This is a genomic window from Phaeacidiphilus oryzae TH49 (assembly GCF_000744815.1).
Lineage (GTDB): Bacteria > Actinomycetota > Actinomycetes > Streptomycetales > Streptomycetaceae > Phaeacidiphilus > Phaeacidiphilus oryzae.
The window spans coordinates 767,559-781,162 of sequence record NZ_JQMQ01000004.1; the positions used below are offsets into that span (position 1 = coordinate 767,559).

At 71.5% G+C, this 13,604-nt stretch carries 12 protein-coding genes and 1 pseudogene; 9 read left to right on the top strand and 4 right to left on the bottom strand.

The annotated features are described in order from the left end of the window. Nucleotides 1–25: 25 nt before the first annotated feature. From BS73_RS03665 to BS73_RS35780, 5 genes and pseudogenes are all read left to right on the top strand, one after another. Nucleotides 26–1,768, top strand: coding sequence for a hydantoinase B/oxoprolinase family protein (locus BS73_RS03665; protein WP_200886620.1), 1,743 nt, complete (start codon nucleotides 26–28; stop codon nucleotides 1,766–1,768). Between the two features lie 3 nt (nucleotides 1,769–1,771). After that, nucleotides 1,772–3,898 carry a hydantoinase/oxoprolinase family protein gene (locus tag BS73_RS03670; RefSeq protein ID WP_235215268.1) on the top strand — a complete coding sequence of 709 codons (2,127 nt, stop codon included), beginning with the start codon at nucleotides 1,772–1,774 and terminating at the stop codon, nucleotides 3,896–3,898. A 71-nt stretch (nucleotides 3,899–3,969) separates the two neighbouring features. Then, nucleotides 3,970–4,686, top strand: coding sequence for an RraA family protein (locus tag BS73_RS34385; protein WP_161789632.1), 717 nt, complete (start codon nucleotides 3,970–3,972; stop codon nucleotides 4,684–4,686). Nucleotides 4,687–4,792: 106 nt separating this feature from the next. Continuing rightward, a complete protein-coding gene (locus tag BS73_RS03680; RefSeq protein WP_235215269.1) occupies nucleotides 4,793–6,241 on the top strand; it encodes an MFS transporter in 1,449 nt (482 codons plus the stop codon). Between the two features lie 85 nt (nucleotides 6,242–6,326). Then, a pseudogene (locus tag BS73_RS35780) lies at nucleotides 6,327–7,070 on the top strand (COG4705 family protein); the annotation flags it as partial. Nucleotides 7,071–7,145: 75 nt separating this feature from the next. On the opposite strand, the gene BS73_RS35785 reads toward BS73_RS35780, so the two are convergent. Further along, on the bottom strand, nucleotides 7,146–7,508 hold the full coding sequence (locus BS73_RS35785) for a DoxX family protein (protein ID WP_084703783.1): 363 nt from the start codon (nucleotides 7,506–7,508) through the stop codon (nucleotides 7,146–7,148). Continuing rightward, nucleotides 7,505–8,026, bottom strand: a complete 522-nt coding sequence (locus tag BS73_RS03690; RefSeq protein ID WP_037569116.1) for a cupin domain-containing protein — start codon at nucleotides 8,024–8,026, stop codon at nucleotides 7,505–7,507. The genes BS73_RS35785 and BS73_RS03690 overlap by 4 nt, the downstream gene beginning before the upstream one ends. A gap of 101 nt (nucleotides 8,027–8,127) precedes the next feature. Here BS73_RS03690 and BS73_RS03695 point away from each other — a divergent pair, with 101 nt between their 5' ends. After that, a complete protein-coding gene (locus BS73_RS03695) occupies nucleotides 8,128–8,976 on the top strand; it encodes a LysR family transcriptional regulator (protein WP_037569734.1) in 849 nt (282 codons plus the stop codon). Nucleotides 8,977–9,048: 72 nt separating this feature from the next. Here BS73_RS03695 and BS73_RS03700 read toward each other — a convergent pair whose 3' ends face one another. Continuing rightward, a complete protein-coding gene (locus BS73_RS03700; protein ID WP_037569118.1) occupies nucleotides 9,049–9,537 on the bottom strand; it encodes a MarR family winged helix-turn-helix transcriptional regulator in 489 nt (162 codons plus the stop codon). Nucleotides 9,538–9,654: 117 nt separating this feature from the next. Between BS73_RS03700 and BS73_RS03705 the strand changes: the two genes are divergently transcribed. From BS73_RS03705 to BS73_RS03720, 3 genes are all read left to right on the top strand, one after another. Next, nucleotides 9,655–10,218, top strand: a complete 564-nt coding sequence (locus BS73_RS03705; RefSeq protein ID WP_037569120.1) for an NADPH-dependent FMN reductase — start codon at nucleotides 9,655–9,657, stop codon at nucleotides 10,216–10,218. 289 nt (nucleotides 10,219–10,507) lie between these two features. Then, entirely contained in the window at nucleotides 10,508–10,834 is a 327-nt protein-coding gene (locus tag BS73_RS38625) for a dioxygenase family protein (RefSeq protein WP_037569125.1), read from the top strand. A 167-nt stretch (nucleotides 10,835–11,001) separates the two neighbouring features. Further along, the gene (locus BS73_RS03720; RefSeq protein ID WP_152617494.1) at nucleotides 11,002–11,772 is read left to right on the top strand and encodes a dioxygenase family protein; all 771 of its coding nucleotides are present in this window, start codon (nucleotides 11,002–11,004) and stop codon (nucleotides 11,770–11,772) included. 20 nt (nucleotides 11,773–11,792) lie between these two features. On the opposite strand, the gene BS73_RS03725 is transcribed toward BS73_RS03720, so the two are convergent. Beyond that, complete coding sequence (locus BS73_RS03725; protein ID WP_200886622.1) at nucleotides 11,793–13,568, bottom strand: CocE/NonD family hydrolase; 1,776 nt, start codon at nucleotides 13,566–13,568, stop codon at nucleotides 11,793–11,795. Nucleotides 13,569–13,604 lie beyond the last annotated feature (36 nt).

Here is a 13,604-nt window from a genome sequence, read left to right on the forward strand (position 1 = left end):
GCCCGCGAACGAACGGGAACGATCAATGACGACCGATCCGACCGAACCGACGGAACAGACCGAACAGACCGACCAGGCCGAACAGACCGGCGCGATGGACCCCATCAGGTTGGAGATCTGGTGGAGCCGCCTCGCCGCGATCGCCGACGAGGCCGCGACCACGCTTCTGCGCACCGCCTTCTCCACCATCATCCGGGAGTCCAACGACTACACGGTGGTGGTGATGAACGCCTCCGGCGAGACGATCGCCGAATGCCGCGCCGGCATCCCCGCGTTCGCGGCACTGATGGGCACCCTCACCCGGCGGCTGCTCGAACGCTTCCCGGCCGACACCTGGCGGGAGGGGGACCGGGTGATCACCAACGACCCCTGGCTGGCCACCGGCCATCTGCCCGATGTCGCGATGGTGTCTCCGGTCTTCCACCGGAACCGGCTGGTCGGCTTCACCGGAACCGCCGCCCACCTGCCCGACATCGGCGGCAGCCACACCATGGGCGCCACCGATCTGATGGCCGAGGGCCTGCTGATCCCACCGCTCCACCTGTTCCGCGCGGGCGTCCGCAATGAGGAGGTCGTGCGGCTGCTGCTGGGCAACGTACGGCTGGCCGGCCAGGTGTGGGGCGATCTGGAGGCGCAGATCGCGGCCAACGAGGTCTGCCGGCGGCGCACCGTCGAGTTCCTCCGGGACACCGGGCAGGACGACCTGTCGGCGCTGTCGCGAGCCGTCCACCGGCGGGCCGAGGTGGCCATGCGGCGGGCCGTGGCGGCGGTTCCCGACGGCGTCTACCGGTCGAGGGTGGAGGCGGACGGGGTGCCGGGCCGGCCGACGCGCATCGAGTGCGCCGTCACCGTCCGAGGCGAGGAGATCACCGTGGACTACGGCGGCAGCTCTCCGCAGGTCCGACATGCCGTCAACTCCACGCTGAACTACACCACCGCCTACACCGTCCATCCGCTGAAGATCGTCCTGGACCCCTTCACCCGAAGCAACTCCGGCTCGTACCGGTGCGTCCGGGTGACCGCTCCCGAGGGGTCGATCCTCAACCCGGTCTTCCCCGCTCCCGTACTCGCCCGCCATCTGACGGGCCATCTGCTCTGCTGTGCCGTCTACCAGGCGCTCGCCGGAGTGCTGCCGGAGCGGGTGATCGCGGACAGCGGGGGCGCGCCCGCTCTGCGCGTCCAGCTCTCCGGCCGCGACGAACGCGGCGAGGAGTTCGGGCTTGTGCTGTTCGCCAGCGCCGGAATGGGGGCCTCGGCGCACGCGGACGGCCTGTCCGCGACCGCCTTCCCCACCAACTCCGGCGGTGGCGGCATCGAGGCGCTGGAGGCTGGCTCGCCGCTGCTCTTCACACGGAAGGAGTACCGCCCGGACTCCGGGGGCGCGGGCACCATGCGCGGAGGGCTGGGCCAGGTCATCGAGGTCCACAACCCGACATCCTGGCCCGTACGCGCGGTGCTGCTGGGGGATCGGGAAGAACATCCCGCCCAGGGCATGCGGGGCGGACGCCCGGGTCTGCCGGCAGCCGTCGAGATCCGCCCGGGCGCGGGAGGCGAGGGGAGCGCCGCCGTCCCCCTCAAGTCCGCCACCGTGCTGCCGCCCGGCGGCACGATGGTCATCCGCTTCGCCGGAGGCGGCGGATACGGCCCCCCGGCAGGACGCGAACCGGCGGCCATCGCCGCCGACCTCCGCGCCGGCCTCGTGTCCCGCTCCGCCGCCGTCGAGGACTACGGGGCGGAGACCGTCACGCGGGTAAGGGCCGGTGCCTGAGAGATGGAAGACATGATGGAGACGGCCGAGACGGCCAAGCCGACCAGGGTCGGCGTGGACATCGGCGGTACGTTCACCGACCTCGTCCTCCACGACGAGACCCGGGCGCTGACCTGGACGGGCAAGCGGCTCACCACCCCCGAGCAGCCGAGCCGGGCCGTCATCGAGGGCCTGCGGCGCATCCTGGAGGAGACCGGCACCCCGATCGGCCGGGTCGGCTCCCTCGTACACGGGACCACGTTGATCACCAACACCCTGCTGGAGCGCACCGGCGCCAGGGTCGGACTGCTCACCACCGAGGGGTTCCGGGACACCCTGGAGATGGGCCGCGAGATCCGCTACGACGTCGAGGACCTCCACGCGCGGCCCGCCCCCGTGCTGGTGCCCCGGCATCTGCGGTACGGCGTGGGCGGGCGGATGACCGCGGACGGGACCGAGCACGCGCCCCTGGACGAGGAGGCCGTCGTCAAGGCCGCCCGGGCGCTGGTGCTGGACCACGGCATCGAGTCGCTCGCCATCGCCTTCCTCCACTCCTACGCCGACCCCGCGCACGAGCTGCGGGCGCGGGAGTTGGTCCAGGAGGCGTTCCCCGAGCTGCTCATCACCCTGTCCTGCGAGGTCGCGCCGGAGATCCGGGAGTACCAGCGCACCAGCACCGCCTGCGCCAACGCCTATGTCCAGCCCGGCGTGTACGCGTACCTCGACGGTCTGGAGGGTGAACTGGCCGGCATCGGCTTCACCGGGCGGCTCTCCGTCATCCTCTCCGGCGGCGGGGTCACCACGGTGGACGAGGCGAAGGCCTTCCCGGTCCGGCTGCTGGAATCCGGTCCTGCCGCGGGCGCCATCGCCGCGGGCTTTCTGGCCCGCGCCGCCGGCGAGCCGAAGGTGATCTCCTTCGACATGGGCGGCACCACGGCCAAGATGTGCCTGATCGAGGACGGCCGCCCGGATGTCAAGCGCGAGTTCGAGGCCGGCCGGCTGGACAGGTTCAAGCCGGGGTCCGGGCTCCCGCTCAAGCTGACCGTGGTCGACATGATCGAGATCGGTTCGGGCGGCGGGTCGATCGCCGCCGTCGACGACCTCGGCCTGCTCCGGGTCGGCCCGCGCAGTGCCGGTTCGGTGCCTGGGCCGGTGGCCTACGGCCGAGGCGGCCGGCAGCCCACCGTCACCGACTCCGACCTCCTCCTCGGCTACCTGAACCCGGACTACTTCCTCGGCGGTGAGCTCGAACTCTCGCTGCCCGCTGTGCGGCGGGCCGTGGGGGAACTCGCGGAGGCCCTCGGCGTCGACTCCCACACGGCGGCGCTCGGCATCCAGGAACTGGTGGCCGAGAACATGGCGGCGGCGACCCGGATGCACCTCGCGGAGAAGGGTCAGGACCCGCGCGGATACGCCCTGATGGCCTTCGGCGGCGCCGGGCCGGTGCACGCCTACGCGCTGGCGCGGCTGCTCAAAGTGAACCGGGTCATCGTGCCGATGGGCGCCGGAGTGATCTCGGCCTTCGGATTCTTGGTGGCCGCCCCGACCGTCGACGAGGTGCGGGGGTATCCGACCTCCCTGGACCGGGCCGACTGGGGGCGGGTGGCCGCGCTGTACGCGGAGATGGAGGCTCGGGCCCGCAGGCTGCTGGGGCGCGAGGGCCAAGAGGCGGAGTGCGGGCACGGGATCGTCTTCTCCAGGTCGGCCGACATGCGGTACGCGGGGCAGGGCTTCGAGATCGAGGTGCCGCTGTCCGCAGGGGTGTGGGGAGCGGGAACCGATCGGGCCGACCGCACGGCCGAGGCCTTCGGCGACGTCTACCGGCGGACGTTCGGCCGAACCGTGCGCGATGCGGTGCCCGAGGTCGTCAACTGGCGGCTGTCCGCCCGGCTGCCCGGGGCGGCCCCGCGGCTCGCCCACCGGCCGCCGGCCGCGGAGCCCCGACGCCGTTGGCGGAGCATCCACTGCCCCGGGCATGGCGAGGTCCGGGCGGAGGTCTACGACCGCTATGCGCTCACCCCGGGGACGGTGCTCCGCGGCCCGGCCGTCTTCGAGGAGCGCGACTCGGCCTGCAACGTCGGGCCGGACTGCACCGTCACCGTCGACGACCACCTCAACCTGGTGGTCGACATCGATCGGGGGCCCGCATGACCCCGAGCCCGGAAGGACCAGAGGGACCGGAAGGACCGGAAGTATCGGAACCATCGGAGGGAGACGTCACCGTGACGAGTGTGAGCACCGACCGGATCGGGGCACTGGCCGCCTGGGACACCCCGGCGCTCAGCAACGCCCTGGACAGCCTGCGCCTGCGCGACCCCGGCACCGGACACACCGATGGCTCGATACACCGGATCACCGGGCCCGGGGGCCCGTCGGCCCCGGCGCCCGGTGCGGCTGCGGCGCCCCCGATGGTGGGCCGGGTGGTCACGGCCCGGATGGCGGCCAGGGAGGCGGGGGAGGACGGCGTGCCGGTCTCCCGGCTGCACCGGGCGATCACGGAGAGCGAGGGGCCGGTGGTCGTGGTCCTGCAGGACTGCGACGAGCCGCCGGGCGCCGGGGCGTTCCTGGGCGAGGTCAACGGCAGTCTGCTGGCGGCGCTGGGGGTCGGCGGAGTGGTCACCGACGGCCGGGTCCGCGACATCGGCGAACTGCGCGGCCTGCCCTATCCGGTGTACGCCCGGGGGCTGTGTGTGGCCCGCGCCCATATGCGCCTCATCGAGGTGGGAGGCGAGGCCACGGTGGCGGGGCTCACCGTCCGGCCGGGCGACCTCGTCCACGGCGACGAGCACGGGGTCCTCCACATCCCCGATGCGGCCTTGCCCGGCATCCTCGACAAGGCCGAGCTGATCCGCGCGGACGAGGAGGAACTCGTCGCCTGGTCGCGCTCGGCCGAGTTCAGTGTCGACGCACTGCTCGCGCTGCGCCGCGTCCGGCACTGACCGGGCTCTGACCTGGCACTGACCGGGCCTCGGCCCGGCCCCGACCGGGCACTGACCGGGCCCCGACCGACCCGCAACCGCACAGGAAGGCCACGAGGTGGCTCGCGTGACCGAGGAAGCTTCCGCAGCCCTGCCCGCACCGGGTTCCGGGCCGATCCCGTCCGCCGCGGTGCGGCTGGTGTCCCTCCGACTGGACGCCCTTCCGGTGGGGCGCTGGCACCGCCGCGTCATCGGGGTGGTCGGGCTGGCATCCTTCTTCAACTTCTTCGAGGTGGCGCTGGGCACGGTGCTGATGCCGCTGCTGCCGGCGCCCTGGACGGCCACCACCCTGGACAAGTCGCTGATCATCGGCGCGCCCTTCGCCGGAGAGATGCTCGGCGCCCTGCTGCTGTCCCGCTACGCGGACCGGTTCGGCAGGCGCTGGATGTTCCGGGTCAACCTGATCGGCTACGCCGTACCGGCCCTGGCCTGCGCGGCGGCGCCGTCCGCCACGGCGTTGATCGTGCTACGGCTCCTGGTCGGGGCCGGCCTGGGGGCCGAACTCACCTTGGTGGACACCTATCTGGCCGAACTCATGCCGGCCGCCCGGCGCGGCCGGCTGATGGTGCGCAGCTACGCCCTCGGCATGCTGGCGGTGCCGATCGCTGGCGTCCTGGCCGCGCTCCTGCCGCACAGCCTCGCGGGCCTGTCCAGCTGGCGGTGGATCACGCTGCTGAACGCGTTGGGCGCGGTTCTCGTCTGGAGGCTCTGCCGCCGGCTCCCGGAGTCCCCACGCTGGCTCGCCGAACGCGGCCGAACCGCCGAGGCGTTGGACGGGGTGGCGCGGATCGAGGAGCAGTACGCGATCCAGGCCGGAGAACGGCCGGCGCCCGCGAGCGCCGAGGCGGCGGCGGCCCGTCCGGGCTCGGGGGACCACCCCGGCGGACGGCAGTCCGCAGAGCAGCCCACAGAGCGGCCCGAGATCCCGCGTCTGCTGTCCCCGCCGCTGATCCGCCGGACCCTGCTCCTCTTCATCATGCAGCTGCTCGACCCGATCGGGTTCTACGGATTCGCGTCCATCGCCCCACTCGTGCTCATGGCCAAGGGGTTCGGTGTGGTCCACTCCCTCGGCTACACGGCGCTGACCGCCCTCGGCTACCCGCTGGGCACCCTGCTGCTCCTTCCGCTGAGCGAGCTCATCCAGCGCCGCACCCTGACCATCCTCTCCACCCTGCTGACGGCCGCGGCCGGCTGCGCCTTCGGGATGGCCACGGCGACGCCACTGGTCCTCGCCGCGGGCGGGCTGATGTCGGTGTTCAGTGTGCTGCACTCCACGGTGTCCCGGGCCTACGAGGCGGAACTGTTCCCGACCGCCGTGCGCAACACGGCCCTGGGCAACGGCTACGCCGTCTCCCGCCTGGTCTCCGCCGTCCTGCCGTTCGCGGCGCTCAGCCTCCTCGGTGCGCTCGGTGCCACCGCGCTCTATGCCACCTGCGCTGCACTGCTGGTGGTCCTGGCGATCGCTGTCGCGGCCCTCGGCCCGCGGACGAACTCGCGCCGCCTGGAAGACATCTGACGGGCAGGCGGCCACAGAGCGCTGAAAGTACCTGGTAAGTCGGGTCCCGGCATCCTGGCCGGGACCCGACTTCGAAGGAGGCCGAATGGCTCTGCCCGTACGTGAGCGGACCGCGTATCCACCGATCGCGGCCAAGGTTCCGGAGATCACCGCCCTGTTCTGGGTGCTCAAGCTCGTCACGACCTTCATGGGCGAGGTGACCTCGGACTACCTGCTGACCGGAGTCGACATGGCCCTCGGAGCGGTGGTCGAGGTGCTCCTGATCCTCGCCGCCCTGGCCGTCCAGTTCCGCGCCCGCCGCTATGTGGCCGCGGCCTACTGGTTTCTGGCCATGGCGATCGCGGTATTCGGCACCGGCGCCGCCGACGCGCTGCACGTCCTGCTCGGGATCCCGTACACCGGGACGGTCGCACTGTGGGCGGCCGTGCTCGCGCTGGTCCTGTGGCGATGGCAGCGCAGCGAGGGAACGCTGTCGATCCACAGCATCACCACCCGGCGTCGTGAGCGGTACTACTGGGGGACCGTCTTCGCGACCTTCGCCCTGGGCACCGCGCTGGGCGACTTCATGCCCGCGGTGCTGCATCTGGGATACCTGCCCTCGGGCGTCCTCTTCGGCGTCCTCATCCTGATCCCCGCGGTCGCCTGGCGGTACCTCGGGCTGAACGCGATCACCGGGTTCTGGTCCGCCTATATCGTCACCCGCCCCCTCGGGGCCACCTTCGCCGACTATCTCAGCAGGTCGCACGCGAACGGCGGACTGGGCTTCGGGACCGCCGCGACCAGCGCCGCTTCGGCGCTGCTGCTCGTGCTGCTGGTCACCTACGTGTCCGCCTCCCGCCGGGACGCCCAAGCGGCCGAAGCCGCTCTGCCCGCCCTCGCGGACGGGTCCGGGCGCGGTGCCCGCTCACGGCCAAGGGGTGGCCGGCCAGACGAGGAGGGCGGCAGCGGCCAGCAGCCCGAGGTTGAGTGCGATCCGGCGGTCCGCGCCGGTGAGGTGCACGGCGATCGCGCCGACCTGCAGCAGCAGGAGCCCGATCGCCGCGGCCGTGGCGAGGCGGGGGACGATGCCGGTCAGGGGCGGCAGGACGAGTCCGGCCGCGCCGAGCATCTCGACCGCGCCCAGCGCTCTGACGGCGGGCAGCGGTACCCGGTCGACCCAGGCCATCATCGGGCGGAGCCGGTCTCGGCTGCGGACCGCCTTCATCGCGCCCGCGTAGAGGTAGAAGAGGGCGAGCAGTGCGGCGATGGTCCCGTAGGCGAGGCTCATGACTCCGCTGCTTTCGGCGATCCCGCGGGCTCGGTCGCGTAGCGCCTCATCACCGCGAGGCTCTGCTCAGGCGTCGGCGGCCGGCCGTCGGCCATCACGTCCCGCAGGTCTCGGAAGTACTGGACGTACAGGTCCGGGGTGAAGGTACTGAGCATCACGGCGGGCCGGTCGGTCCGGTTGGCGAAGGTGTGCGGGACGCCGGGCGGAACCATCACGAGGGTGCCGGGGGTGGCGTCGTAGTCCGCTTCCCCGACGGTGAACCGCACCGTTCCGGAGACGATGTAGAAGCCCTCGTCGTGCCGGGCGTGGCGGTGCTGCGGCGGTCCCGGGGTGTGCGGGGCCAGGACGGACTCGGCCATGCCGATGCGGTGCCCGGTACGGGTCCCGTCTTCCAGGATGCGCATCCGGGTGCTGCCCAGGACGATCGACTCGCCGCCGTCGGGACCGACCACCGATACGGCGGGGTCGGCCTGCGGTGCGTCGCTGTTCGGTTCATCGGGGTTCGGTTCGTCGGTCATGCCCCAAGTGCACCGCCAGGGGCCGGCGAGTGTCCAAGACTCTTTCCGCGAGTTCGATACCCAGTGGGTATCCTTGCAGAGTGGAGCCTGAATTGCGCACCCTGCGCTACTTCGTGGCGGTGGCCGAGGAACTCCACTTCGGCCGGGCCGCCACCCGGCTGCATATCAGCCAGCCGCCGCTGAGCCGGGCGATCAAGCGGCTGGAGGCCGAGGTCGGCGCCCTGCTCTTCGTCCGCTCGTCGGTCGGCGTCACGCTCACCCCGGTGGGCGCGGTGCTTCTCGAGGAGGCGAGGGCCCTCCTCGGCCGGGCGGACCGGCTCCGTGCGCGGGTGTCCGCGGCGGCCGGGGCCGCGGGGCTCACGGTCGGCGTCCTGGGGGACAGCGGCGACGCGGGGGCGAGCAGGCTGGCCGCCGCCTATCGCCGCCGGCATCCCGGCATCGAGATCCGGGTCCGCGACACGGATCTGACCGACCCGACCTGCGGGCTGCGCGCCGGCGAGGTCGACGTCGCGCTCACTCGGGCGCCCTTCGACGAGACCGCCCTGACGGTGCGTGAGCTGCGGACCGATCCGGTGGGCGTGATCCTGCGCGGCGACGATCCGCTCGCTGGTCGCGACCGGCTGCGGCTGGCAGACCTGGCCGACCGCCGCTGGTTCCAGTTCCCGCGCGGGACCGACCCGATCTGGCAGGCGTACTGGAACGGCGGCGAGCCGCGCGAGGGGCCGATGGTGCGCGTCGTCCAGGAATGCCTCCAGGCCGTGCTGTGGAACGGCACGGTCGGGCTGGCCCCGCTCGGACATGAGCTGCCCGCGTGGTTGCCCGCGCAACTGGTCGCGGTGCCGCTGACCGACATGCCCCCGAGCCGGGTGGTGGCCGCCTGGAACGAGGGCGACGACAACCCGTTGATCCGCTCGTTCGTAGATATCGCAACGACTGCGTATCGCCGCTGAGCAGATGAGCAGCTGAGGGGCTGAGCAGGGGGCCACCGGTACCGCAGCGGAGCGAGCGCAGCCGCCCGTGGTTCAACCCTGCGGGTCCTCGATGCGGGCGAGCACCTTGTCGGAGATCCGGTGCAGCGTCCGCAGTTCGTCCGGGGTGAGGACGTCGACGAACACCTCGCGCACCCGGGCCACATGTCCTGGTGCCGCGCCCGCCAGGTAGGCGTAGCCGGCTTCGGTCAGGATGGCTTGCGTATAGCGCCCGTTGTGCGGGTCGGGCTCGCGGCGCAGGAACCCGCGCTTCTCCAGCCGGCCGACCATGTGGGACAGGCGGGACAGCTCCGTGTTGGCCAGGACCGCGAGTTCGCTCATTCTCATGCGGCGCCCGGGCTGGTCGGACAGGTGCGCCAGCACGTGGTACTCGATGAAGCTGAGCTTCGCGTCCTGCTGGAGCTGCGATTCCAGCGCCGCCGGCAGCTGTTGGAGGAGTCTCATGAACCCGCGCCAGGCCGCCAGCTGGTCGCCGTCGAGCCAGCGCGGCTCGCGCACCTCGGACTTTCCGGCGGCAGACATGCGGGAAGTCTACCCGTCCATCATCACTTGAACTTTCATGTGAAGCCGACTACGTTCGGACTTGAAGATTCAAGTGAGGATTCGAGCGAGGCTCCGTCCCGATCGGAAGGACCGTCCATGAGCAGCCTGAAGATAGCCGTCATCCTCGGCAGCACCCGCCCCGGGCGTAACGGCGAAGCGGTGGCGAACTGGGTGCTGACCAGGGCCAAGGAGCGCGCCGACGCCGAGTACGAGCTGGTCGACCTGCTCGACCACCCGCTGCCGCATCTGGACGAGGCCGTGCCGGCGAGCCGGGGCGCCTACGAGGGCGAGCACACGAGGGCCTGGTCCGCCCGGATCAAGGAGTTCGACGGGTACATCTTCGTCACCCCGGAGTACAACCACTCGACCTCGGGGGTGCTGAAGAACGCCATCGACTACCTCTACTCGGAGTGGAACAACAAGGCCGCCGCCTTCGTGTCGTACGGCTCGCTCGGCGGTACGCGGGCGATCGAGCACCTGCGGGCGATCTCGAGCGAGCTGCAACTGGCCCACGTCCGCCAGCAGCTCTCCTTCTCCTTGCTCACCGACTTCGAGGACTTCTCGGTGTTCAGGCCCTCCCCGGTCTACGAGGACCAGGCTTCCGTCCTGTTCGGCCAGCTGGAGTCCTGGGCCGGCGCGCTCAAGTCCGTCCGGAGCTGAGCCCTGATGCGGCTCTACGGGCTCGAAGAGCACTTCGTCACCGCCGACGTGATCGCCGCGTGGAGGCGGCACGACCCCCGGCTCGCCGAGCCGATGACGAAATGGGCCGTCGCCAGTGAGATCACGCCGGCACTGCTGGACCTCGACAGCGAACGCACAGCCGCGATGGACGACGCCGGGATCGACGTGTCCGTGCTGTCCCTCACTCACCACGCCGGGGCTGCAGAACCTGGACACAGCGGAGGCGGTCGCCCTGCAGGGGCCCACGAACGACGCGATCGCCGCCGCCGTGCGCCGCCACCCCGACCGCTTCCAGGGGTTCGCGGCGCCCGCTGGCCACGCTGACCCGGCGCTCCGGCTGCAAGGCCTGCGCCCGCTGCACATCCACGCCATCGTCTCCGCCGACGGGTGCCTGCCCCTGACCACCCAGATCTACTTCGACGGCGACCCGCTGGTCACCAGCACCATCGAAGGCCCCGTCCCGGCCGGCGCGGTCAAGGCGGCCACCCGTCACGACGACCACCACGCCCGCGGCCTCGACCGGCCCTACCGCACCCTCACCTCCGACTTCGTCCTGCGTCCCGCCGCCGGACCCGCCGCTTCCCCCGCACCGTGAACGCTTCGCCCACGCCTCCTCGGCACCGAAGTCCACCTCCCCGAACCCCGTATCGAGGTCCCGTAATGAATGCTGCTGCCGATTCCGCGGCCGTCTACCACCGGTTCATGAGCGAGGAGGCTCCCGCCAGTCGCGATCAGCGTCGTTGGACGCCGGCCGATGGCCCGATGCCCGCCCTCTACCTCAGCCATGGCTCCCCGGCGCTGTTCGAGGACGCGCTATGGATGAGCGAGCTGATCGGCTGGTCGCTGGCGCTGCCCAAGCCGACGGCGATCCTGATCGTCAGCGCCCACTGGGAATCCGCTCCGCTCACCCTGTCGGCGTCGGGTCCGAGGACGCCATTGGTCTACGACTTCGGGGGCTTCGCCGAGCGGTACTTCCGGATGACCTACGAGACGCCGGACGCCGGCGCGCTGGCCGCCCGGGTCGCGGCCCTGATGCCGGACGGCGAACCGGTCCACCAGCACACCAGCCGCGGCCTGGACCACGGCGCCTGGGTGCCGTTGAAGACCATGTACCCCTACGGCGACGTACCGGTCCTGCAGATGTCCTCGCCCACCCACGACCCGGCCCGGCTGATGGACATCGGCCGTCGCCTGCGGCCCCTGCGCGAGGAAGGCGTGCTCGTGATCGGGTCGGGTTATATGACCCACGGGGTTCCCTTCCTCACTCGGGACCAGTTCGTGCACAACGTCGTGCCGTCCTGGTCGGCCGAGTTCGACGCCTGGGCGGCCGGCGCCCTCGCCCGAGGCGACATCGACACCCTGGCCGACTACCGCGCTCTCGCCCCCGCAGTGCACTTCGCCCATCCCACCGTTGAGCACTACACCCCGATGTTCGTCACCCTCGGGGCCGCGACCGACGCCGAGGCACCCGTACGGACTCGGATCGAGGGCTACCGGTTCGGACTCTCCAAGCGTTCCTTCCAAGTCGCCTGATCCGCGCCGGTCTGCGCGGGTCAGGCGGGGATGACCGGGAGGATCACGTGGGAGGGGCACTCCGGTCCGGTGTGGAGGGTGACGGTGCCGGCGTAGATCTCCTCGGGCCTGTCGGCCGGGTCGTTGTGGAGGAAGGGGCCGGAGCCGGTGAACGCCGCCCGCGGGCCGGGGTGTTCCCGGGCCTGTGCGAGGGCGGAGGGAGAGACGTAGTCATGCGCCTGCACGTCGAGGGTGAGCCGGTAGCCGGCCGGCAGGTTCAGGCTGGTCGGCAGGATCTCGACGTCCACCTCGTACACCGCGCCCGGTTCCAGTGGTTCGACCCGGTCGTGCGGGTGCACAGGCAGGAACGGCCGCGACTGCTCCGGGTCGAGCACGCGGTGCGAGGCACGCAGCCACCCCTGGCTGATCGGCACGTGCGGGTCGTTGGCACCGGCGTACGTGATCTCGGTGCCGTCCGGCCTGAACGCCCGCAGTACGAGGAACAGGTCGGTGTCGGTGGTGGAGGGCTCGACGAACAGCTTCGCCCCCACTGGTCCGGCGAGCTCGATGTCGTGGGGGAGCACATAGCTGAATCCTGTGCGGCCCTCAGTACCGGTGTAGGAGACGTGGGAGCTGCTTGAGGCAGGGGTGGTGGCCATCGTGCCGTCGGCGGCGTCGAGGTGGAGCCGGGTCCAGCGCGTCTCGGGCAGTGGCCAGCCGCTCGACGTGCGCTCGCCGACCTGCCCGTCGGCGTGACGGGTCCGCAGGTGCACGCGGGGCTGCTCTTCCCAGCCGTTGTCCTCGCCCTTGAGGAAGTGACCGAGGAAGCGCTTCTGCAGCTCCACGCCGTAGTCGGCGTAGAAGAGCGAGAAATGCGTCTCGTCGTGCATCGTGAGCCACTTCTCCTCGGACCCGGCGAGCTCGAAGCCGCGCGTGTTGCCGCGCAGGTGGAGGCCGAGGCCTCCCCAGTTGCCCGCGGAGAGCAGCGGCACGCGGATCTGCGACAGATCGGCGGTGCGTCCACGGTGGTGGTCGTCGATCAGGGGATGGCTCCTGTCCACGGCCGGCAGATCCACCCGGTTCGCGGCGAGCTCTCGCGCGTCGAGGGTCTCGTCACCGCAGACCGGCCGTCCGGTCCAGGGGTCGCGCCCCGCCCGCTCGCCCAGGCCGTGCTGTGCGCCCCCGCTGATCGCGCCGTACCAGGAGTTCTCGAATACCGAATGGATGCCGCCGTGGTGGGTGACGTCGCGGTACCAGTCGGCGGCGCCCTCCCAGACGACGACCGCGGCCAGGTGCGGCGGTCGGAGGGCGGCGACCCGCCAGGCGTTCATCGAGAAGTACGAGATGCCGTTGAGGCCCACCTTGCCGTTGCTCCACGGCTGGTCGCCCGCCCATTCGATGCAGTCGTACAGGTCGCGGATCTCGCGCTCGGAGAGCGGGTCGAGCAGGCCGGGCGAGCGGCCCGCGCCCCGGGAGTCGACGCGGACCAGGGCGTAGCCGTCGGGCACCCACTTGCCTGGATCGACGAGTTCGAACACCTGGTACTCGCCGTCCGTGCCCTCGGTGATCTCCGGATGCATGGCGACCATCGCCCGGTACGACTCGGCCTGGTACTCCCGGAACGGCCTGCCTTTCCCGTAGGGGCCGTAGGTGAGCACGACGGGGTGGTTCCCGGGCTCGGTGGGGCGGAAGACATCGGCGCGCAGCACGTTTCCGTCGTCAGCCGTGATTCCCAGGTCCCACTCGATGGTGATGTCTCCGACCACGTCCACACGGAACGGGCCGTCCGTGCTCGTGGCGGTCGCCGGTTCTGTCATTCGGTGCACGCTTCCTCTCGGTTTCGCCTGTCGAGG

What these genes read in the sequence shown, in the direction of transcription:
- BS73_RS03720 (WP_152617494.1), top strand. Translation starts at nt 11,002, where the DNA reads ATGCCCGCCCTCTACCTCAGCCATGGCTCCCCGGCGCTGTTCGAGGAC.
- BS73_RS03700 (WP_037569118.1), bottom strand. Translation starts at nt 9,537, where the DNA reads ATGTCTGCCGCCGGAAAGTCCGAGGTGCGCGAGCCGCGCTGGCTCGAC.
- BS73_RS03705 (WP_037569120.1), top strand. Translation starts at nt 9,655, where the DNA reads ATGAGCAGCCTGAAGATAGCCGTCATCCTCGGCAGCACCCGCCCCGGG.
- BS73_RS03690 (WP_037569116.1), bottom strand. Translation starts at nt 8,026, where the DNA reads ATGACCGACGAACCGAACCCCGATGAACCGAACAGCGACGCACCGCAG.
- BS73_RS03725 (WP_200886622.1), bottom strand. Translation starts at nt 13,568, where the DNA reads ATGACAGAACCGGCGACCGCCACGAGCACGGACGGCCCGTTCCGTGTG.
- BS73_RS35785 (WP_084703783.1), bottom strand. Translation starts at nt 7,508, where the DNA reads ATGAGCCTCGCCTACGGGACCATCGCCGCACTGCTCGCCCTCTTCTAC.
- BS73_RS03665 (WP_200886620.1), top strand. Translation starts at nt 26, where the DNA reads ATGACGACCGATCCGACCGAACCGACGGAACAGACCGAACAGACCGAC.
- BS73_RS03670 (WP_235215268.1), top strand. Translation starts at nt 1,772, where the DNA reads ATGGAAGACATGATGGAGACGGCCGAGACGGCCAAGCCGACCAGGGTC.